The organism is Candidatus Rickettsia mendelii, from assembly GCF_057543435.1.
Map to the genome: position 1 here is coordinate 1 of NZ_BTGX01000004.1, position 23,530 is coordinate 23,530.

The following is a 23,530-nucleotide window of genomic DNA, read 5'->3' on the forward strand; positions in this document are numbered from 1 at the left end:
ACAAGCGGTAGAACTAATCTTAGCCATATCTAGATTCTTTATCTGTAACTTAGCAATCTAAAATAACGTTTATATTTGTATGATAAATGATATAAATGGTGACCTTAAGATCTTTAATTATGGTGATAAATAAAAATATACTACTATAGTTGGTAACTTGCAAAGCTTTTAGTTTCTTTTTTTCTGAGGTTTTCTATATGTTAGTACTAATTTTGTTGCTTTCATTCTTTACATATACTTTGCAAAAAGTATCAAGTATATCTAATCTACTTTAGATGTATATTTCTTCATTGTTGAGTGCATATTTTAAAATCAAAATACTAAAATAACTTAACAATTAGTCTCTTATCCTCTAAATTCGTATTTATAATGTTCAGTAAGACCAGTACTTGCTTATAGTGTTTTTGCTATGTATTTTGGAATTAAATATACACAATTTAAATCATTAAAAAGTTCTGCATTATTAGTGAAGTATTTAGGTATATTTATGAAGTATAGAAAATCAGACCATTTTTGCATGGTATTATTAATTTTTATTTCAGTCAATGTACTTTCAATAAATTATGAAAATATAAGACTTGAATTTCAATAATTTAATTTTTATATATTTAAATATAGAATCAATTAAGGGTAATGATATGTCATACACACTAAAGAATGTTAAACTATACGTTTTAGCTTTAGTGGCTGCTATGTTATGTAGTAATATAACTCAAGCAGCACTAGATAATGAACGTGCAGTACTACTAAGTCAGCCTGTAGATTTAATAAGTAATCATATCTCAAATTTTGATAATTATTTCAATAATATATTGAAAAACAGCTTATCTTTTTATGAATCTAGCAGTATAAGGAGTAAGTTTATTACTAGTGATAATAAATATATTATTATTATGGAAGTGCCAGGTTTTGATAAAAGTCAAGTTAAGGTTAAAGTAAATAGTAATAAATTATTTGTTAAAGGAGAGACAAAAGGAGAAAGTAAAGCTGATGATTCAAATAATTACATGAATAAGAACTTTAATTATGTCATATCTTTATATGAGGACGTAGATCAACAAAATATTTCTTCAAATTTAAAAAACGGTATACTTACTATTACTTTACCGCGTATTAAAATTAAAGAACAAGAAGCAAGAGAGATACCGATTAATTAATCATATTATATTAAGGAGGTATGTATGCTGTTTAACTTAACCATGTATGAGAAATAAATTAGAAACAAGTGTAACGAGCTAATTAGAAATCAGATAGTATATTTGATGGTTTTTTAATGAATTTTACTCTTATCTATATCTACTATATCTTAGGAGGAGATATAGTTTCAAGGACTGAAATGCCTGAACTAGATAGCAGTGGTAGTTTAGAATTACCTGGTTTAAGTCAAAAGGATATGGGTAGTTAGGTGACAATATTCTTACTATTAAAGGATATAAAGAAAGAAAAATAAAAATTCTTAAATATGAATTAGAGGTATTATGGTTCTTTCTAGCGTTCAATAAATTTGCTTTTAAATATTAAGGAAGATGCAGTAGATGCTCAGTTTGAGAATTGTATGTTATACGTTATAATCCTAGAAAAAGAACAAGGAAAAGCTAGAAAAATTGAGATGAAATTCTAGGTTAGTGTGTTTGCTCTATAGGCTATCTAGTAGAAATATGTAAGCGAATCTATATAATGAAAAAATATGATAAGAAATAGTAGTTTACAAGAGAAGAGCGTAGGTGTTCTTTATATGGAAGAAAAAATATGGATCTAATATAAAGAAATATATCACAAGTTTATTTGATATACTTGATAATTTTTGCAAAGCATCTATGTAAGAATCACAATTGTTTTTTCATTGGAAAATATGATATTAGATAATGGAGGTCATATGAATTAGGAAGTCCACCTATGGTTTTTAAGAGAAACTCAAAGTGTAACGCCTGGGGGGGGGGCTGGGCGCGCCTTGCCAATCTACTATATAATACATCAGCATATAAGAATAAGACAATAAAAAGTGAACTATAAAACAAAACTAATCAAGATATTTAAATATCAGAATTTAATGTTTTTAAAATAAAACCAATATAGCTTGGTAACTTTAATAATTTTTGTCTCAGTTTATTATCTATTCCTAGAATTCCAAATTTCCTATCAACTAAAAAACCAATTAACTTAATTCTATGGATAAAAAAGTCGAGATTTAGTTGCTATACGGTATTGATCTAATTTGTTTACAACGTAAAAATATAGAAAATTTTTTCGGATAATCATTGTTTTTATCTAAAGATTCTTGTAACATATTGTTATGTGCTCTGGCATTAAATAAAATCGTTAGATGGCCTTTCTAGCTCTTCATTAGTCAAATCAGATTGCTAAGTTTCTTAGCTGCTACTTGCTGAGTAATCTCTATACGAAGTCTCCTATTATATCAGATTTAATTAGCACTTTTGTATAAGAATATCTTGCTGATAGAACGCGTATATATTTTATATTCTTAAATCTATATCAGGATTTTCATTTGTATAAATATTTTGTATTTCCTAAATAAATTTTTATAATTTTTCATATTAAAACGTAATAGTCATACCGTGAATTGATTACGGTATCTAAAAAACTATAACACAATCTTATTTATATATTTCTTGTAAAGCAGTATGACACCTCGAAAAATATAAATTTATCTTTTACCGCCCGCATTCATCGCTAAACTTGCTGAAACAAATCCTTCAAGGTCGCCGTCAAGTACACCTTTAGTATCATAAGTTTCGTAATCAGTGCGTAAATCTTTCACCATTTGATATGGTTGAAGAACATATGATCTAATTTGATACCCCCAGCTATTATCAGTTTTAGCAGCATTTTGCTCATTAACACTGTCAGTACGTTTCTGCATTTCAAGCTTATAAAGTTTTGCTTGTAGCATTTTCATTGCTTGAGCCTTATTTTTATGTTGTGATCTATCGTTTTGGCATTGTGTTACTATACCTGTAGGTAAATGAGTGATCCGTACAGCAGAATCAGTAGTATTAACATGCTGCCCTCCAGCACCTGATGATCTAAAAGTATCAATCCTTAAATCCTTATCTTCAATAGTGATTGCTATATTATCATTAATTTCAGGATATACCCAGCTACTTGCAAAGCTGGTCATTCTTTTTCCTGCTGCATTAAACGGGGAGATACGAACCAATCTATGAACGCCAGATTCAGTTTTAAGCCAACCATAAGCACGTTTACCTATTATTCTAATTGTGCATGATTTAATACCCGCTTCTTCACCGTTAATTATATTAATTATCTCAGTTTTAAAACCAAGTCTTTCAGCAAAACGCAAATACATACGCATCATAATAGATGCCCAGTCATGGCTTTCTGTACCTCCAGCACCAGCATTAATCTCTAAAAAGCAGTTGTTATTATCAGCTTCATCTGAAAATAAACATTCCATTTCAAATTTTGCAGCAATCACACTCAAATTTTGCAAATCTTGTTTAACATATAAAAGTGTTTCTAAGTCATTTTCAGCCTCAGCTAATTCTTCAAGTTCTAGAGCATCTTTTAAATTGGATTTTAGTTTATTAAAAACATTTAATTTTTCTTCTAAAATGCTTTTTTCTTGTAAAAGTTTTTGAGCGTTAACTTGATCAACCCATAAATTAGGATTAGCTGTTAATTCTTCTAGTTCTTTTAGTCTATTAGTTGAAGTGTTAACGTCAAAGTGACCTCCAAAGTAATTCTAAAGATTGTTCAATTTTCTTAACAAAATTTTCTATTTCAACTCGCATGATTTTTTTCCTACTGTAAAAATTTATTTTATATGGTATATCTATAACAAAATTAATACTATATACAATGAATAATCAAAAGTTTATCAGAAATTTTTCAATAATTGCTCATATTGATCATGGTAAATCTACTTTAGCGGATAGGTTAATCGAATATTGCGGTGGCTTGCAGGCTAGAGAAATGAGTCAGCAAGTCCTTGACTCTATGGATATAGAAAAAGAGCGAGGTATAACCATTAAAGCACAAACCGTAAGACTTGTATATAAAGCTAAAGATAATAATACCTATTATTTAAATTTAATGGATACTCCTGGGCATGTTGATTTTGCCTACGAGGTTAGTAGATCGCTTGCTGCTTGTGAAGGTTCATTATTAGTGGTTGATAGTACGCAAGGAGTAGAGGCGCAAACACTGGCAAATGTCTATCAAGCTCTTGAGAATAATCATGAGATTGTACCTGTGCTTAATAAGATTGATCTGCCTGCTGCTGAACCTGAGGAAGTTAGAAAGCAAATAGAGGATATAATAGGGCTTGATGCAAGCGAAGCAGTTTTAATATCTGCTAAAAGTGGTATAGGAATTAGTTTGGTTTTAGAAGCGATAGTAACAAAACTTCCTGCACCATGTGAAAGTAATTCTGATATTTTGAAGGCTCTTTTAGTTGATAGTTGGTATGATCCATACCTTGGAGTAGTTATTTTAGTACGAGTTATTGACGGTGCCTTATGTAAAAATATGCGTATTAAAATGATATCAACAAATTCGGTTTATACAGTAGAAAATGTTGGGTATTTCACTCCTAAAAAACATATTTCTGATGTTTTATATGCTGGAGAGATTGGCTTTTTCACTGCTTCGATAAAGCAGGTAGCGGATTGTAGAGTTGGGGATACTATTACTGATGAGAAGAAACCTTGTACAGATGTACTATCTGGGTTTAAGCCAAATTTACCTGTAGTGTTTTGTAGTCTTTATCCAACTGATAGTACAGAGTTTGAACATTTAAAGGATTCGCTTGCTAAACTGCGTCTTAATGATGCTAGCTTTGAATATGAGATGGAAAGCTCTTCAGCGTTAGGAGTAGGATTTAGATGCGGCTTTTTAGGGTTATTACATTTAGAGATAATTCAGGAACGTTTAAGTAGAGAGTTCGATTTAGATTTAATTACTACTGCACCAAGTGTGGTATATAAAATCCATATGCATGATGGTAAGAGTTTAGAAATTCATAATCCAGCTGATTTACCAGATTTGCAGAAAATCGGCTCAATGGAAGAGCCATGGATTAAAGCCATTATTATAGTGCCAGATGAGTTCTTAGGTACAGTATTATCACTCTGTATTGAAAAAAGAGGTGTGCAGTTAGATCATAGTTATATAGCAAATAGAGCTAGAATAGTCTACAAGTTACCATTAAATGAAATAGTATATGATTTTTATGATCGCTTAAAAAGTTGTTCAAAAGGCTATGCAAGTTTTGAATGGCAAATGGATAGCTATGAACATTCTGAACTTGTTAAACTTGGAATTTTAGTTAATGGTGAAGTTGTAGATGCATTTTCAACAATTGTACATCGTTCGCGTGCTGAGCAGCGTGGTAGAGCGTTATGTTTAAGGCTAAAGGATCTAATACCAAGGCAGCAGATCGATATAGCAATTCAAGCTACTATAGGTAGCCGTATTATTGCACGTGAAACTATTAAAGCTTTGCGTAAAGATGTATTATCTAAATGTTACGGAGGTGATATAACACGTAAACGTAAGTTACTTGAGAAACAAAAGGCTGGTAAAAAGAAGATGAGACAATACGGAAATATTGACATTCCACAATCAGCTTTTATTGCTGCTTTGAAAATAGGTAATGAGTAGTTGTGCGACTTGATAAGTTTTTATCATGGTTTAAAAAATATTTGCAATTTCATTCTTATATAGGTAGCAATTTAGAAAAATGAAATAAATTTTAAAATTCTAAATTTATCTTTAATGTTTCATGAATTACCACTGTTGCTGGAATGACGTAAGAGCTATGCAACAATGCCATGACTAAAATGAGCATGGCGATTGGTAGAATAGAAAGAATACTAAAAAGTTAGCATTTTTTACTGGATTGCTTGTCAAAACTTAAAACAGTTTCTTTTAGCTAATAGTGTTAAAAACTGAACTATTTAATAAGTTTTAGAAGAAAATTTATGGCAGACCATTACCTTATATTTCACCAGAACAAATTTTATTTGAAGAATTTATAGAGCATATAGTTTTAACATTTGACCATAATTCTATTACAACTATGGAAAGTAAAATATTCTTTATGTTTTAGGATGAGTTTGTATAAATAGTAATCCTTAGAATCTTTGCATAGTTATAAAAAATACTATAAGCTAATAACTTTGAAAGGCTTAACATTACTTTCCATTTTACGCTTTCTACCTACAGGTACTATATTGCTTTTTCTATTTTTCATATTTATTACTAGCGCAGATAAAGTTTAGAAAAGCTTTTGCTTAAGAGAAGACAATTAAAGGACCATCAATATGAATTGAGTAATGTAACTAAAAGTTGCGGTGCAGTAGAAGATAAGCTACCTATACATATGAAATTTTAAAAGCATGACACATAAAAAAAGAGATTTGTTAAATTTTGTATTTTTGAACCTAACCTTGAGAAGCAGAAAGATGCACTGTACTTATGCCTTCTTGTCTTGCAAAATTGAAAAAACAGCAGATTATATAATATGGCTCCTCGAGCTGGATTCGAACCAGCGACTGAACGGTTAACAGCCGTTTGCTCTACCGCTGAGCTATCGAGGAAGAAACTACTATCTAAAAATTTTTAGATAACTTTTTATAACAAATCTTTCGTATAACGTCTAGCCTTTTCTTTATATAAATAACAAAAATTATAAAATAAATAATGATAGTTTTAATTTAAGTTAGCATGCCTATTTACTTGAGCATTCATAATAAGTCCAAAGCCTATTAGCATTGACACCATCATTGTACCGCCATAAGAAATAAATGGTAGAGGTACACCTACTACAGGTAGTAAACCCATAACCATAGCTATATTAATAAATACATGACTAAATAAAATAGAAGTGATACCTATTACCATTAATTTACTAAAAGTTTCCCGACAATTTGCAGCAATTAACAAAGAAATAGTTATCAGTAAAAAATATAATATTAGTAAAAATATTCCTCCTATAAAACCAAATTCCTCAGCAAAGGTAGCAAAGATAAAATCAGTTTGATGTTCCGGAAGAAAATCCAAATGGCTTTGACTACCCTTATTTAATCCTCGTCCGAATAGGCTACCAGAGCCTATAGCAATCTTGGACTGAATAATATTATAGCTAGCGCCTAACGGGTCATGTTCAGGGTCTAAAAAAACCATAACACGCTTTTTTTGATAATCGTACATCATGTTCCAAGCAATAGGTAAACTAATAAGCATTGCTATGCCAAGCATTATAAAATATTTTATTCTAAATCCTGCTGCAAAAAATATAATAGATGAAACAATTAAGACTATCATTCCTGTGCCTAAATCTGGTTCTCTAATTATTAGAAAAGCTGGTATTAATAGTGCTATAATTGGTATGATAACTTTATGGGGTTTTGTAAGATCATAAATTGTTAGTGAATGGAAATATCTAGCAAGCATTAGTACAATAGCTATTTTTATTGGTTCAGAAGGCTGCAATTTAACTATGCCAATATCTATCCATCTTTTACCACCCATTGCTGTTGATCCAAAAAGTTCTACAGCTATTAATAAAGCTAATACAAAAAAATAGAAAATATAAGATATTTTAAAAATGATTCTTAAATCAAGTAATGCAATAATTATAGATATAGGTAAGAAGATACAAAAATTTATAATTTGTTTGTAAGCCCAAGGATGTAGATCACCTACTGAAGCAGAATAAAGCACAATAAATCCAATACTGCAAATTAAAGTAATTAGTAAAATTAAAGTAATAGGTAGTTTTTGTAGTTGTTCAAAATGATTTTTATGCATTATCATTACTTATCTATATTTTCGTTGTATCCAGAAAAATACCAAAATTGTTCACTAATTTGTGTATATTATAAATAATAAACTTATATCTAATTTTTAGTCGCTCAGTTGATTGAAGATATTTTACCTATAAAAAATTTCTAATATTAGAGTTTTTATTAGTTTAAGTAATCTCAGATAGAATCATTATATTATTATTAAATAAAGTTTGTAGAATTATATCATTATCGCTGCAATAAAATGAGTTATTCTTATAAGCAAATTTGAGCTTATCTATTTATAGTAAGTAAATATAAAGCAGTATATATTATATCTTGAATACTAATATCTGGTTTAATTATGTTATAACGCAATTACTTACTTATTAAGTATTATTAAAGTCATAAGTTGATTAGTATATATGCTATCAAATGTAAAGAGGTTTGGGCTGCCTTCATCTTTTTAATTTTTATTAATGTTATCAATATTACTTTTATGTTATCATAATTATTTTTTCTAACAAATAATTAAGAGATTTTGACTATTTATATCACTAAACATATGTAATATCTGTATTTAGAAGTTTAAGATAAATAAGTAAAAAACTATTCTTAAGCCTTTATATTAAATATTTTGAAAATGAATATTAATTCATCAGCTACATCTTTAAGATAGTCAAAACGACCAGTGGCGCCTGTATGTCCTGCATTCATATTTATTTTTAATAATAGTGGATTATTATCAGTTTTATGAATACGTAATTTTGCTACCCATTTTGCTGCTTCCCAGTAACCTACACGTGTATCTGATATGCCACAGGTAACAAATAGAGCAGGGTAGTTTCTAGTTTTAACATTATCATAAGGAGAGTAAGATTTAACATATTCGAAATATTCCTTCTCTTTTGGATTACCCCATTCATTATATTCCATGAGAGTTAAAGGTAAGCTTTCATCTAGCATAGTATTTAGCACATCTACAAACGGTACATGCGCAATTGCTGCTTTGTAAATTTCCGATTTTTCATTAATCACATAACCAATTAACATGCCACCGGCACTACCACCCATTATTACTATATTCTGGTTACTTGTATATTTTTCTTTAATTAAAGTTTCACTGCAAGCTATGAAATCTTCAAATGTTCTTTTTTTAGTTAAGAACTTAGCTGTTTCATACCAATCATGACCTAGATCGTCACCACCTCTAGTGTGGGCAACTGCGTAAACAAATCCACGATCTACAAGACTAACTGCCATATTTCTAAAATTGACAGGCATTGCAATGCCATATGCGCCATAGCCCATTAAATATAAAGGGTTTGAGCCATCTTTTTTAAATAAGGATTTTTTATAAAATAAAGTTACTGGTATCTTATCATTGGCGAATATTCTTTCTATTTTGTATTCTTTAGAGTCAAAACCAGAGGGGATTTCTTGTTCTTTTAATATCTCTAGTTTATCACTATCAAAATCATATTTATAGGTAGTATTTGGTCTTGCAAGAGAGGAGTAATTGATTCTAATATCATCTTCTTCAAAGTTGCTTGAAAAACTTTTTGCTTGGAAATTTTCATCTGAGAAGTGTAGTATTCGCTCCTGTGAGTCATTAAAACGCTTTATTTTAATAAAAGGCAAACCACAGTCACGATAATTAAGAATCAGATAATTCTTGGTTATACCAAAATCATTTAAATATTTATTCTGTTCTTCTTTAACATAGTCATCATCCCAGCTAGTATCTTGAAAATTACTTACCGGGACTTTTACAACGCGGAAATTTTTAGCTTTATAATTAGTTTTAATGTAGAAATAATCACCGTTGTGTGCTATTTCATAGAATATTTTATTCTGTGTAGGTCTTACTAACTTTGGAGTAAAAAGATCATCATGCATAGAAATTACGTAAATTTCATTTTCATTATGATCACCAGAATTAATAAAGAGGTATTCATGGCTTGCTGACTTCCAAGCGCTAATAAAGTGCAGTGTGTTTTTCACTTCAAATATTAATTTGTCTTGAGAAGGATCATCTCCTAAACGATGGAACATTAATTTATCCCAGCGTAAATTTCTATTAATAGTAATATAAAAAAAGCCATTTAATTTTTCATGCCAAATTATAGAAGGGGCAATATCTTTTATCTCATCAGATAAATATTTTTTATCTTTGAGATTATATACTCTGATGTTATATTTTTCATTACCTGTAAAATCTACACTATAAGCCAATAAGTTTTGATCAGGAGATATTGAAATTTCAGCGACATTGGTAAAACTACCATTGGGAGTAAGAAGGTTAACATCTAATATTATCTCTTCATCTGCATTCAAACTTTGATATTTTCTACAATATATTGGGTAATTTTTATCTTCTTCTACTCTAGTGTAATAGTAGTAATCATTTTTCTTAACATGGACAGATTCATCGTCTAATTTTACTCGCCCTTTTAATTCATTGAAAATCTTTTCCTTATCACTTTGAAGATTAGCAAAGAAATTTTCTGTATATTTATTTTCAGCTTTTAGGTAATCTAGAATCTTAGAATTTTCTACATTTGGCCATTTGGAGTCACGTAGCCAATGATAATCATCACTAATTTTTTGTCCATGAATTTCAAAACTATAATTTTGTTTATCAGCGATAGGTGGTTTCATATTGTAAGATATTATAAAAGTTAAAGTTATAATCAGGCTAATTAATAAGAGTATTAGGATTTTATAAGTTTGCGTCATATTTTATTGATATTGCAATGTTATAATCAAACTTATTAATAGAAATAATACTATAAATATGGAAGTTTGTTGATTATGCCAAGCAGATATTGTACTTAGAATTTTATTAAAAATAACTTTGAAATTCAAATATTCTTTTTCATATTCTTTATTATCTATAGCAATATTATCTGTAGAAATTTTATATTTATGAATAATGAAATAGATCAATTTTTCTATAGCTTGATATAAATCAAAATTAATATTTTCTGTTGAAATACGTGGTATTTTTCTTAATATTAAAGCTAAAATTATAGGGATGGTTAACGTGTTTGTTATGTTAGATTTATCAAGATAAGGTATTTGAACTTTATAGAATAAGCATATTCCTAAAGTTATTGCGCAGAAGGAAATATAAATAAACATAATCAGTATATTATTTTTTCTAGATTTCTGTTTGCGTCGGAATGACAATGAGAATAGTTTGAAAGATAATAAAGCCTCTAAAAGCAATTCAAACAATATGGTAGAAGTGACTATTTTAGAAAATATCATAATATTATTTGTATCTAAAAGATCAGAAATTTCGTTTTTGATGTTAGAGGAACTAATAGGAAGTACAGATGTATATATTAATATACTAATTATAAATCCGCTTAATAGAATAGGGTTGCTTAGTGTCTTTTTAAGGTCTTGGTAATTTTTAATATCATATAAATCTTCTATATAAGTAAAATATAAAGCAAATAGTCCATTATATAATATATGTATGAATATAAAACTTGTAATAAGATTTGTTACAAAAATGGAGTTTATGCTTATAGAAGCTAATATAAAACCAAGTTGAGAAACAGTAATGTAGCATATTAGTCGTTTAAGATTTTTCTCAATTAGGCCAAATACTAACCCGTAGATGATTAATGATATTCCAAAAAACTTAAGTAGCTCAAGACCGCTAAATAATTTTAAGATTATAATTAATGTAACCTTAGTAATAAAACTGATTAAATAAATTATACCGCTACTTGAAGCTATAGGGTAGCAATTAACTATCCAGCCATTAAAAAGAATGGCTCCAACGTTAATTAAGCAGCCTGTAAGTATTAATATCGCTGGTAGTTCAAAGTTATGTACTGCCTCGGTTAAAGAAATGAAAGCTACATTACCTGTTGCTTGCACTAATAGACTGATGCCAATTAAAATTAATCCACTACTAAATAAATGTGTAAGAAAATATTGGCGAGCAAATTTTATTTTAAATTGATTACAAAGTATAATTATATAGGCAAAGATTGTCATAAATTCAAGAGAAATTATCATAGATATAAAATCAGCTGCAAATACACATACAATAGAAGATAAGCAATATAAAGTGCCTATTAAGCTTTCAAATTTTCTATTTTGAGAAATCGCATAAAGATTTAAAACAGCAGTAATAACTAAAAATGCTAAGGCTATTAATTGATTTTGATTGCTAAGACTAAAGACAAGATCAAAACTAGCCAGTGAGAATGACAATTGAATATTTTGAATAAACATTTTAATATTTAAAAGGAACTGTTGAAATTTCCAGTCCATAAATTCTTTTAAAATCCTTTATATTTAAAGTTAATCATTTATGATTGTAGTTGCAGCAATGAACATTTCATGAACCCCAAAAGTTATTCGTATTAATACATACATGTATTTTTATGCTTCTTGTCTTCCAAATAGTCAATTTTCATTATTAGCTCTATCAAATCCTATATTTAGTAATAGGATTTATACATGGCTTAGTACTTACTGGTCATTTTTCAAAGCTATGAGTATGGAGGTATCAACAATTAACCTTATGTATAAAACCATTTAATCTCGTATCTAATACTGCGCTATATTCCATCCATATCTTTTATTGATGCAGAAGATGTATTGTTATTGCTACAATATTGTAGCTTTCTATATACTAAAACTTTTATAAATACAGTTAATGATACAAGAAAATGAAATGATAATTTCCTTAAGAATAATTATCACATTTACATATAATTATATACTATATATATAATTATATGTAAATTGTATAAATATGTTATCCGATATATCCTAAAAGTTCTTTAATAAAAATTTGGATAAAATAAAATAGAGTTATAGCAAGAGTACAAATTATTATACTTATTTTCATGGAGTAGGGTATTGATACTGTATTGCATGATATTTCTGAAGGTTTATAAATATAGCCTAATATTTTGAGAAGATAAATGCTTGAGAATATACTGCTGGCTATTACGACAATCATGACGATTATTTGATTTTGCTCACTTGCTGCAAGTAATATTGAGAATTTACTTATAAAGCCGCTAAAAATTGGTATGCCGATTAATGATAGTGAAGAGATAGATATAATAAAAGAAATCAATGGAAATTCTTTGAATGTACTATGTAGATCTTGTATTTGATTAGTTTTCTTTAAGCTATAAATACTTCCCATGCTATAGAATAAGCAAATTTTGCTAAAAGAATGTGATACTAAATGGAGTATTGCAGCACCAAGTGCTTTAGGTGTTAGCATAAAAGCGCTAAGTAGAGCTATGCTTAATTGGTTCATAGTGGAGTAAGCAAGTATTTTTTTGATATTATCCGTGCTGAGTGCCTTAATTGAGCTGTAAAGTATGCTTATTATCGGTATAAAGATTAACCAATTAAACTCAGCAAATATTAATTGTAAATACGATAATCCAAATATATACAATAATATTTTATAAATACAAAATAGAGCGGTTTTGACGACTATTACGGCATGCAATAAGCCACTAACCGGATAATGAGCTACCATTGCTGCAGGAAGCCACGCATGTACTGGGAAAAGTGCAGCTTTTGCAATTCCAAAAATAAACATTAATAATAAAATAATAGATTGGTTTCTAGAAAAAAATTTTTCTATTAGACCACCATTTATAAAATCTCCATTACCTACTTTTACATAAATAATTATAATGGCTGGTAAAAATAATAATGTAGCATTAATCATTAAAATCTTTAAATATTTGTATAATCCGTTAAGCACTGTATTGTTTTTGGTATGTCCTATCAAGAAAGCCGTAGAAATAGTTAAAAGCTCATAGCAAATAAACATTGTAAATAAATTAGCTGATAGGGCAATTAAAATACCTATAAGAATAGTTAAATTAAAGAAAAATAAAAATCTTGTAGAGTTTTCTATATTATTAATAGCTAGGTATTTAGGAGTATAAAGCAGAGCACAAATCCATAAAAATCCTATTAGGCTTAAGAAGATAAGACCTAAAGGTTCAAGATAAAAACCTATAGAATAATTAGCAAATATATTGAATTTAAATCCTGCTCTTATGCCTTTTAGAAATAACCAATTAATAATTAAAATATTACAGAAGAAAAAAATAGCAATAGTAATAAGTAAAAAGTTACGTATAAAACTATCTTTTTGAGTCACAAAGGGACTTGTTAAATTTAGCATACCTACTAATAAAGTAGATAAGATCAAAATATTAGGAATAGTAAATTGCATAATTATGATGATTTAAATCAGTGTTTCCAAAATATAAACTTGACCATTCTATAATGATAAAATAATGCTCCTACTGAGCTTAGTAAAATTATAATAAAATCTAATAATAAATTTTGTCTTAATAATAATTCAAGAATATTTACTTTAATAAAAAATAATGGACTAATAGGTAAGCCGCAACTACATATAATAATAATTATTATTAAAACTTGGTTTGGATTTTTTTTATAGCTTTCATTATAAGCATCTATTAAGAAAAGAGCTATTTTATTTATACTATCTACAAGTAATAAGCTTGCTAAAATTAGTATAGCATCTTTGGTAACGTATAATAAGAATATATAGCCTATTTGAGTAAAACATGAATAAATTACAATAACTTTAAAGTTTTTTGCTTTATAAGCAAAATAAGGCACTATACTAATAGTAGCTAAAGCAATAGGCCTTATAAAATTTGTGATAGCAATTTTAATTGCTTCATTATTTATAATAAGATAAGTAAAATTATATATTATATACATGCAGGTGATAGTAGAAATACCAGCTAAATATACTAAAATGACTGAAGAAGTGTTACTATAAGCTCTGATCATCCAAAAATGCATAGGGAAAAGAGCAGTTTTTAAAATAGCGCCTACCAAGAAAAAACAGATGGCTAGAGTCATTATATGGGAATTATAATGTTTTTGTAGATAAGCTGCAATATCATACATATTTAAGCTGCCTGAGATGCTTAGTAAAAATCCTATAGCTATAAGGATAAGAGTTGCACCGATACTACCCATGACCAAATAATCAAGAGCTCCAATTAAAGATTTTGGATTACTTCCTTGTGCTATTAAAACATAGCTACTCAGTGCTGAAATCTCTATAAATACATATAAATTAAAGAAATCATTAGTACTGATCATTCCTAAATAACCGGTATGAGCAAATAATAATATACTGTAAAATAAAGATTTTCTATTATTATTAATGTATTTAAAGATAGTCTTATTAATAATCTTATGACATAAAACTAAGAAGAATAATAAAACAAGATTGAAATAAATAATGATAGCTTGGTTTATAGAATTTATTTGATATTCGATTCCTATTTTCGAAGTCCATCCACCTATAGTATAAGATAATTCTGCATTTTGTATAATGCTATATCCATAAATACTGATTAAAAAGCTAGATAAGGTACAGGTCACGGTAATTAGCCGTGCAAACACAGTAAAACGAAAAAATATTATTGTGAGTAAAGCACCAAATAAAGGGAATAATATTTGTAGGATAGGAAAATGGTTAGCTAAAATCATAGCTCTCTTTTATAATATTATTTAGACGTTTTTGTTGTATAACTTTTTTTGGATTTTTGCTTTTATGGGCATGACACAATAAGAATGACATAAATAAAATAGATCTATTTATCAAAGTTAATTTCATTTTCTGATATTGTACCAAAATGTTTATAAATTTGATATACTAAACTTAAAGCTACACTAAGAGTAGCAAACCCAACTACTATAGCAGTTAGCATTAATACATGCGGTAAAGGACTAGTGTAAGTCGCTATGTTTTCTTGTATAATAGGTACACCCCCTGTTTTAATTTTACCAAGACTTAAGTAAAAGATTAAAACTGAACTTTGAAAAATCCCAAGCCCAATAATTTTGTGAACATAATTATGACTTATAAGCATTATAAATAAGCCGCTGGTAAGCAAAATCAAAGCAAAGAAGTATATTAAATGAGACATTAGTATGTTTTAAAAGACTGATTAAATACACACGTGACTTTTTTGCCTTTACGTATTGCTAGCTTAGGAAATACTTGTTCAAGAATCACTAAGTTAGGGTTATCTTGGGCAAGACGATAATTTACTAAAGACTCACGCAGAGCATCATCTACAGCAAAAATACCAGAAATCTCAGCGTTTTTATCTCTAAATTGTAGATATGTAAACTCACCATCGTCAAAAACCTTAATAGGTGCTATTTCTTCACTACCACTAATATAGTAATTAAAATTATACTTTTCTGGGTGAGTAAGATCAGGGCTTGCCAAAGAAACGGAATAAGTTTGCATATGACTGCTTATAGTATCATTCTCGTCATCCGGATAAAGAAACTTTACGTTAAAAACCATTTCAGGATCACGCATATCAAGCGTTTCAGCAGCATGTAGTTCAAAGAAATAAGTCCGCTTATTAGTAATTAAAGTCATATTAGTGGTAGCATCAGGCTCCATCGGTTTGATAAAAATTCTATGACCTGCAGGTACTATTTGCCATGAAGTAGTATCTCCCATAGAAATACTTACTATTTCTTCATCTTTCGCTAGTTCTATACTTGCTTGGTAGCCGTAATACCCTGTAAACTTAAAAACATCATCCGGGTTATAAGTCATAACTCTTAGGCGTGGATCACGACCTAAGGGACGTGATAAAGTAAGAGCGAATACATCTAGTGTAAGTAGTATAAAAGTACTAAATATTATTAGTTGCTTCATATTATTTCTGATTTTTATCCTTTAATAATTTTAGCTTGTAACTAGTAACGGTAAAATTAAATGGTGCACCTGGCGGTATGTTTATGCTAATAGAATCCATTATAAATCCTATTTTTGCTTCCCATAGCATATTCTCTAAGATTTCACCTGCATTATTTTTTGCTAACGATTCAAAGGTAATGATTACCTCATTATTATTTATATTGTTAACTGATAATATATTAATTGAGCGTTTATATAATTTTTGATATCTTATAACTGGTGATAATGGGTTATCAATATTTATAAAATTAGTAAATTGCATGTAAACAATACTTGTAGAAGTATTTTTGATAAAGATAAATTGTTCTTTTAATGTATCATAATTATATTCTTCTCGTTGTTTTACATAGTTTTGAAGCATAATATTTGCAACAGAACTATAAGGATTTTCTAGTATCGAATGTTTAGTGCTAGTGACGATAGCTTGTTTTTCAGTATTATCTTTTATTAAATAGCTTACTTTTTTATTTATTGGTAGTAATATATTAATATTTATACAAGTTAAGGTAAGCAATAAGGTAAAAACTGTACATATTAAAAGTAAAAATCTTCTATGACTTAATGGTAGAATATATTTGAAACTATACCACTTTCTTGCATCGACAAAGTATTCGCCGGATTTAATATATTCTTGTATGGCATTAATTAATGGGTCCATGATTACTTAGTATTGATAACTAAAATATTTGTTAAACTTAGCGCTATTATATAACATTATATAATAATTTGTTAATTTAATTTATGTAAATTATAAAATTAAGTTGATATTGTTGCTACAATATCAAAAAATCATTTAATTTTAAAACTAAAATAAGTAATTTTAAATTAAAATCATACAATAATTATATTATATACTTACAACTTTATTAGTATTTTTTTATATTTAAAAATAAATTTTTGTAAAAAATGCTTGTGAACTATTGTGAACTATTAGATACTAAGGTAATTTAAAGGCAAGATAATTTAATAATGTATAGTTAGAATGTTAAAATTTTTATTAGTGTTAGTTATGCTTTCACAATTACTGTCATGCACTTCTTCATCTCCTTATGAAATTAAAAGCCCATGCGTTTCTGCTGATGTAGAAGATGAATCAATTTTAAGCATAAATCCTTGTGTAAAAAGACCTGTTAATTCAGTGATAAATATAGTGTAAAAGCTAAGTTAAAAGTTATTTTATAACACTTATTTGCATAAATAATTGTTTGCATGTGTAATAAATAAAAGTACCTTATGAATAATATTATGAATAATATATTTAGCTTCTTTAAATCAAGTAATGAGCAGCAAAGTGGATTAAGAGGTCAGCAAAATCAAGAAAATATTAAGTCAGCTAATCCTTTAAAAATCACTAAGAATTGGTATGAAGAGCGGTCTGATAAGTTAATTGTTCAGCGTAACTTACTTATTATATTACTAATAATATTGACTGTTTTTATGGTTGTATCAACTTTAGTAATAGCATTTGTAGTAAAATCTAAGGAATTTGTTCCTTTTGTTATTCAGCTTCATAATGATACCGGCCGCGTATCAGTTGTAGAACCTGTTTCGTCACCGGTATTAGCGGCAGATGAGTCTCTTACAAGATATTTTATAAAGAAATATTTAACAGCACGAGAAACATATAATCCTGTTGATTTTACTACTTTAGCACGTACAACAATAAGATTACTTTCAACAAGTAGTGTTTATTATAACTATCTTGGGTATATAAGAAATAAAGATGTTGATCCTACTTTAAAATATAAGTTAGATAATACTACATTTTTAGTAGTAAAATCATGGTCAAAGATCGCAGCAGATAAATATATAGTTAGGTTTTCTGTAAATGAAGCATCAGGAAACCAACTAGTTTATAATAAAATAGCGGTAGTAAGTTATGCTTACGTACCTATGCAATTAACAGATTCAGAACTTGATATAAATCCGGTAGGGTTTCAAGTTAACGGATATAGGGTAGACGATGATAATAGTTAGATTTTATTTTTTAGTTTTTATATTATTAAGTAGTTTTATAGCTCAAGCTAGGTGTCCTATTATAGAAAATGACCCATGTGGTGGTAGTAGTAATTATGTAGATGATTTATCTATAACTAAAGATAATAGGATAAAAACTTATATATATAATCCAAGTGAAGTGTATTTACTAGTTTTGCATTTTGGTTTTCAATCACATATAGAATTTTCTAAAAATGAAGAAATTCAAAATATAATTCTTGGTGATGCTTATGCATGGAAAATAACTCCTCTTGCTAATAGGTTGTTTATAAAACCGCTTGAAAAAGATATTCGTACAAATATGACTATTATAACTAACAAAAGAATATATGAATTTGATATCGTTTCTACAGAACTTATGGTGGGTAATGAAAAAGATTTAGTATATGTAATTAAATTTTATTATCCTAAAAGAAGTAATAATTACATGGCTAAAATTTATTAGTAGTTTAAACATTATTGTGGGAAGAAACTATTATTGTTATACTATGGCTTGGCTACAGTGTCTTAAAAAACAAGCTGTGTTATTATACTTTTTAGATAATGCAATTAAATTTTTAGTATGATAAAGGAAATACTTGCTAGTGCAGTACCTAAAATTACTTTTAGTATAATAAAAATGCTTTAACTAATATAATTTAAATATGTCCGAAGAGCAAAATAATAATGCTGGTTCTTTATCAGGAGCAGATTCACCTGAAGTACAAAGAGAACTGTCAAAGGTTTCAGTTAGTTTTAATAAAAGTATTGCTATTGTAGTCATAATTTGCAGTATTTTTATATATATTTTTTATACTCTTTTTTTTGTTACTAAGAAAGAAGAAGTGCAAAATGTATCACTGCCAAGTAATATTACAAAACCTGCCATAGATATTGAGTATAATGTTCCTGAAATTCCTAAATTACCTGATCCTCCTAAGCTTGAGGCACCAGCTACTCCGCCACCGCCACCACCAGTAGTAGAAGTTCCACCTGTTTTACCTCCTACTACCCCTATAGAAGAGAATAAGGAAAAAGTACTGCCATTGCCTCCTGTTTCATTACCTACAGTACCTGGAACATTAGTTGAAAGTGATGAAAAAAAGAAACGTCGTGAAGCAAAAAGAAGATCATCTATAGTGTTGATTAGTGGTGTGGAGACCAAAAAAACACCTGAACAAGTTACAGCAGAGGCGACATTTAAAGATCGTGGAGATATGTCATTAGTATTAGGGCGTGGTAAATTAATTGATGCGGTACTTGAAACAGCAATAAATAGTGATATTGGCGGTGAAATAAGAGCTATTGTTAGTAGAGATGTATTTTCTGAGAAAGACAAGGTTATATTAATACCGAAAGGATCAAAAGTATTTGGTAAATATGCAACCTCTATTTCAGCAGATGGCTATGGTAGAGTTTCTATAATATGGGATAGAATAGATTTAACTAATGGTTATACTATAGAATTCGATTCACCTGTAGTTGATAATTTAGGAAGGCCAGGAATACAGGGACGAGTTGATAATAAATATAAAGAACAATTTGCGAATGCAGTTTTACAATCTAGCTTTAGTATAGGGTTTGCTAAAGTTCTTGATAAGTTAGTACCACCTCCTATAGCTCAGCAAACTGCAGCAAGTAATAGTGCTATAGCCACACAATTGTTAAATATTGCTCAAACTATAGCAGCTAATACTGGTATGGATGCGAATACTAGAATAGTCACTATTTGTACTAACGTTTTAGCTGCTATTACTGATAAAACTTCGACTGCGTATACTACTATGATTCAGGCATGTGCAACAGCAGAAGATCCTTCGTCGGCAAATACTCCTGATCAGAGGTTAGCGACGTTAGTACAGGCAGTTAATAAAGCAGCTTTAAGTTTGCTTGCTACTACGTCTATAGCTTCGAGTCCGACGCAAGCACAGCAAGCTTCTACACAAGCTTTTAAAGATGTGACAAATACTGTACAAAATATGGTAACTCAGAAGCAGTTTAAGCCGACAACAACAGTTAATCAAGGTACGCCGTTTAGAATATATGTTAATAGGGATTATAAATTCCCAAGAGCTGTTTTATTAAAGTCAAAGGTAATAAGATGAGTGAAGAGTTTGCTGCGCTTGAGACATTTTTACTTCCTTTTAAAGAATTATTTGCTGAGGAAGGTATTAATGAAATTATGGTTAATAAACCAGGGGAAGTGTGGGTTGAAAAGAAAGGTGATATGTACTCTAAGCAAATACCGGATCTTGATTTTGAGCATCTAATTTCATTAGGTCGCTTAGTTGCACAATCTACCGAACAAATGATTTCAGAGGAAAAACCATTGCTTTCGGCAACATTACCAAGCGGTTACCGTATCCAAATAGTTTTTCCTCCTGCTTGTGAAATAGGACAAATTATCTACTCTATAAGAAAGCCTAGCAGTATGAATTTAACTTTAGATGAATACGCTCAAATGGGTGCTTTTGATCAAACAGCAACAGAAAGTTTAGTAGATGAAGATGAGGTAATTTTAAATAATTTTTTAGCTAAAAAAAAGATTAAAGAATTTATTAGACATGCTGTTCTTTCAAAGAAGAATATTATAATTAGCGGCGGAACTTCAACCGGTAAAACTACTTTTACTAATGCTGCACTTACTGAAATACCTAAAATAGAAAGATTGATTACAGTAGAGGATGCACGTGAGGTTGTACTATCAAATCACCCTAACAGAGTACATTTAGTTGCTTCTAAAGGAGGACAAGGACGAGCGAATGTTACTACTCAAGATTTAATAGAAGCGTGCTTGCGTTTAAGACCAGATAGGATTATAGTTGGTGAGCTAAGAGGTGCAGAAGCATTCAGTTTCTTGCGTGCTATTAATACTGGCCACCCAGGATCAATATCAACAATGCATGCTGATAGCCCTGCTATGGCAATTGAGCAGTTAAAGCTTATGGTTATGCAAGCTGATCTTGGTATGCCGCCTGAAGAAGTAAAGAAATATATTTTAGCTGTTATAGATATTGTCGTGCAGTTAAAGCGCGGTAGTGGTGGAAAAAGATATGTTTCAGAAATATATTATAAGAAGAATAAAAGTGCTCATGAGATGGTGTAGTTGTTTTTATAAAAAAGTAATATTGTTGTATAGTTTAGGAAATCAACTTGTCATACCGCGATCAAGTCACAGTGTGATACTAGAAAAATTTTAGCTAAAGTTAGGATTATCATTAATGGAATGGCATAAAATACTTAAAGTTACTAGAAATATATTCGGTCACGCGATAATTCATCCTGTTATTATTTTTTGTACCTTATGGGTAAGCGGTGCATTTATTGCAATTTTTACTAATGAGCTAAGAGTTTTAGGTGTAAATGCAAATGCTATAAATATTGCTTATAAGTGGGCTTATTGGCTTATTAATGTTTGGGGACAGTTAAAAAGTACTGATTATAATTATTTAAAGCTAAAGCTATTAGCATCTCTTTTTGGTCCTGCTGTTGTTGTTATAATATTCTACATTAAAAATTTTGACAGAATAAAATCATTACAATTTTTTAAGCAAGCAGAAAAAGTATATGGCGATGCCAATTGGGCTACTCCATCAGATATAGAGGCTGCAGGTCTTAGAGCTAAAAAGGGTATGTTAATAGGAGTTGATAGTGGTGGTTATTTTGTTGCTGATGGATTTCAACATGCTTTATTATTTGCTCCTACTGGTTCAGGTAAAGGTGTAGGGTTTGTTATACCTAACTTGTTATTTTGGAGTGATTCAGTAGTAGTACATGATATAAAGCTTGAAAATCATAATTTGACAAGTGGTTGGCGTCATAAACAAGGACAGAAAGTTTTTGTTTGGGAGCCTTCTAATCCTGATGGTATTACTCATTGTTACAATCCGATTGACTGGGTTAGCACTAAACCAGGACAAATGGTTGATGACGTCCAAAAGATTTCAAATCTTATAATGCCAGAAAAGGATTTTTGGAATAATGAAGCACGGAGTTTATTTTTAGGTGTAACTTTATACTTAATAGCTGATCCTACTAAAACTAAATCTTTTGGTGAAATAGTCCGTACCATGAGAAGTGATGACGTAGTTTATAATCTAGCTGTCGTACTTGATACTTTAGGTGGCGTGATACATCCTGTAGCATATATGAATATTGCAGCGTTCTTACAGAAAGCAGATAAAGAACGCTCCGGTGTAATATCTACTATGAACTCATCGCTTGAATTATGGGCAAACCCTTTAATTGATTCAGCTACAGCTACCTCTGATTTTAATGTACAGGAATTTAAAAAAGTAAGAACAACAGTGTATGTAGGACTTACTCCTGATAATATACAGCGTTTGCAAAAATTAATGCAGGTATTTTATCAGCAAGCTACAGAATTTTTAAGCCGGAAAATGCCAGATATAAAGGAAGAGCCTTATGGTGTAATGTTCTTACTTGATGAGTTTCCAACGCTTGGGAAGATGGATACTTTTAAAGCAGGTATAGCCTATTTTAGAGGTTATAGAGTACGTTTGTTTTTAATTATTCAAGATACACAGCAGCTAAAGGGAACATATGAAGATGCTGGCATGAATTCTTTTTTATCTAACGCGACATATCGTATTACTTTTGCTGCTAATAACTATGAAACAGCAAATTTAATATCACAGCTTGTAGGTAATAAGACAGTAGAGCAAAGATCATTTAGTAAACCTTTATTTTTTGATCTTAATATTTCAACTAGAACACAAAATGTTTCTCAAGTTCAAAGAGCTTTACTTTTACCTCAGGAAGTAATACAGTTACCAAGAGATGAGCAAATTGTCTTGATAGAGTCTTTTCCGCCTATAAAGTCACGTAAAATTAAATATTTTGAAGATAAGTTTTTTACTAGTAGATTATTACCACCAACTTTTGTACCTACTCAAGTACCTTTTGATTCTAGAGCAAGTAATAATGAGGTTTTTGAAGAGATTGAAACAGGAGTTTCTCAGGAAAATAATGAATAATATAAAAA

Annotated in this window: 18 protein-coding genes and 1 tRNA gene; 9 read left to right on the forward strand and 10 right to left on the reverse strand. The window is 29.4% G+C overall.

Annotation, left to right across the window (positions count from 1 at the left end; translation table 11 throughout):
* Positions 1–638 precede the first annotated feature (638 nt).
* Entirely contained in the window at positions 639–1,157 is a 519-nt protein-coding gene (locus AC27F4_RS00425; RefSeq protein WP_487061002.1) for an Hsp20/alpha crystallin family protein, read from the forward strand.
* A gap of 116 nt (positions 1,158–1,273) precedes the next feature.
* Entirely contained in the window at positions 1,274–1,405 is a 132-nt protein-coding gene (locus tag AC27F4_RS00430; protein WP_487061004.1) for a hypothetical protein, read from the forward strand.
* A gap of 1,260 nt (positions 1,406–2,665) precedes the next feature.
* Here the strand turns inward: AC27F4_RS00430 and prfB are convergent.
* Positions 2,666–3,773 (reverse strand): peptide chain release factor 2 gene (prfB, locus tag AC27F4_RS00435; protein WP_487061006.1). Its coding sequence is split into 2 segments (ribosomal slippage): positions 2,666–3,703 and positions 3,705–3,773, totalling 1,107 coding nucleotides; the frame shifts between segments, so codons are not numbered across the junction.
* Between the two features lie 67 nt (positions 3,774–3,840).
* On the opposite strand from prfB, the gene lepA reads away from it, so the two are divergent.
* Entirely contained in the window at positions 3,841–5,643 is a 1,803-nt protein-coding gene (lepA, locus tag AC27F4_RS00440; protein WP_487061008.1) for a translation elongation factor 4, read from the forward strand.
* A gap of 863 nt (positions 5,644–6,506) precedes the next feature.
* Here lepA and AC27F4_RS00445 read toward each other — a convergent pair.
* The 9 genes from AC27F4_RS00445 to AC27F4_RS00485 form a co-directional block, all read right to left on the reverse strand.
* Positions 6,507–6,581, reverse strand: a tRNA-Asn gene (locus AC27F4_RS00445).
* Positions 6,582–6,693: 112 nt separating this feature from the next.
* Complete coding sequence (gene rodA, locus AC27F4_RS00450; RefSeq protein WP_487061010.1) at positions 6,694–7,794, reverse strand: rod shape-determining protein RodA; 1,101 nt, start codon at positions 7,792–7,794, stop codon at positions 6,694–6,696.
* Between the two features lie 590 nt (positions 7,795–8,384).
* Positions 8,385–10,430, reverse strand: a complete 2,046-nt coding sequence (locus AC27F4_RS00455; protein ID WP_487061012.1) for a S9 family peptidase — start codon at positions 10,428–10,430, stop codon at positions 8,385–8,387.
* 81 nt (positions 10,431–10,511) lie between these two features.
* Positions 10,512–12,026 (reverse strand): proton-conducting transporter transmembrane domain-containing protein, encoded by a 1,515-nt coding sequence (locus AC27F4_RS00460; protein WP_487061014.1) that lies wholly within the window; start codon positions 12,024–12,026, stop codon positions 10,512–10,514.
* A 529-nt stretch (positions 12,027–12,555) separates the two neighbouring features.
* Entirely contained in the window at positions 12,556–14,016 is a 1,461-nt protein-coding gene (locus AC27F4_RS00465) for a proton-conducting transporter transmembrane domain-containing protein (RefSeq protein WP_487061055.1), read from the reverse strand.
* A gap of 11 nt (positions 14,017–14,027) precedes the next feature.
* Positions 14,028–15,314 (reverse strand): proton-conducting transporter transmembrane domain-containing protein, encoded by a 1,287-nt coding sequence (locus AC27F4_RS00470; RefSeq protein ID WP_487061016.1) that lies wholly within the window; start codon positions 15,312–15,314, stop codon positions 14,028–14,030.
* A 104-nt stretch (positions 15,315–15,418) separates the two neighbouring features.
* Positions 15,419–15,754 (reverse strand): Na+/H+ antiporter subunit C, encoded by a 336-nt coding sequence (locus tag AC27F4_RS00475; protein WP_487061018.1) that lies wholly within the window; start codon positions 15,752–15,754, stop codon positions 15,419–15,421.
* Positions 15,754–16,506 carry a P-type conjugative transfer protein VirB9 gene (gene virB9, locus AC27F4_RS00480; RefSeq protein WP_487061020.1) on the reverse strand — a complete coding sequence of 251 codons (753 nt, stop codon included), beginning with the start codon at positions 16,504–16,506 and terminating at the stop codon, positions 15,754–15,756. The genes AC27F4_RS00475 and virB9 overlap by 1 nt, the downstream gene beginning before the upstream one ends.
* Position 16,507: 1 nt before the next feature.
* Positions 16,508–17,206 carry a VirB8 family type IV secretion system protein gene (locus tag AC27F4_RS00485; protein WP_487061022.1) on the reverse strand — a complete coding sequence of 233 codons (699 nt, stop codon included), beginning with the start codon at positions 17,204–17,206 and terminating at the stop codon, positions 16,508–16,510.
* A 315-nt stretch (positions 17,207–17,521) separates the two neighbouring features.
* Here AC27F4_RS00485 and AC27F4_RS00490 point away from each other — a divergent pair, with 315 nt between their 5' ends.
* The 6 genes from AC27F4_RS00490 (at position 17,522) to AC27F4_RS00515 (ending at position 23,522) form a co-directional block, all read left to right on the forward strand.
* Entirely contained in the window at positions 17,522–17,704 is a 183-nt protein-coding gene (locus AC27F4_RS00490) for a DUF2706 domain-containing protein (RefSeq protein WP_487061057.1), read from the forward strand.
* Positions 17,705–17,793: 89 nt separating this feature from the next.
* On the forward strand, positions 17,794–18,525 hold the full coding sequence (locus AC27F4_RS00495; RefSeq protein WP_487061024.1) for a VirB8 family type IV secretion system protein: 732 nt from the start codon (positions 17,794–17,796) through the stop codon (positions 18,523–18,525).
* Positions 18,512–18,991 (forward strand): TrbG/VirB9 family P-type conjugative transfer protein, encoded by a 480-nt coding sequence (locus AC27F4_RS00500; RefSeq protein ID WP_487061026.1) that lies wholly within the window; start codon positions 18,512–18,514, stop codon positions 18,989–18,991. The genes AC27F4_RS00495 and AC27F4_RS00500 overlap by 14 nt, the downstream gene beginning before the upstream one ends.
* Before the next feature lie 199 nt (positions 18,992–19,190).
* Positions 19,191–20,630 carry a TraB/TrbI/VirB10 family type IV secretion system protein gene (locus AC27F4_RS00505; protein WP_487061028.1) on the forward strand — a complete coding sequence of 480 codons (1,440 nt, stop codon included), beginning with the start codon at positions 19,191–19,193 and terminating at the stop codon, positions 20,628–20,630.
* The gene (virB11, locus tag AC27F4_RS00510) at positions 20,627–21,631 is read left to right on the forward strand and encodes a P-type DNA transfer ATPase VirB11 (protein WP_487061030.1); all 1,005 of its coding nucleotides are present in this window, start codon (positions 20,627–20,629) and stop codon (positions 21,629–21,631) included. The genes AC27F4_RS00505 and virB11 overlap by 4 nt, the downstream gene beginning before the upstream one ends.
* Positions 21,632–21,746: 115 nt before the next feature.
* Complete coding sequence (locus tag AC27F4_RS00515; protein ID WP_487061032.1) at positions 21,747–23,522, forward strand: type IV secretory system conjugative DNA transfer family protein; 1,776 nt, start codon at positions 21,747–21,749, stop codon at positions 23,520–23,522.
* Positions 23,523–23,530 lie beyond the last annotated feature (8 nt).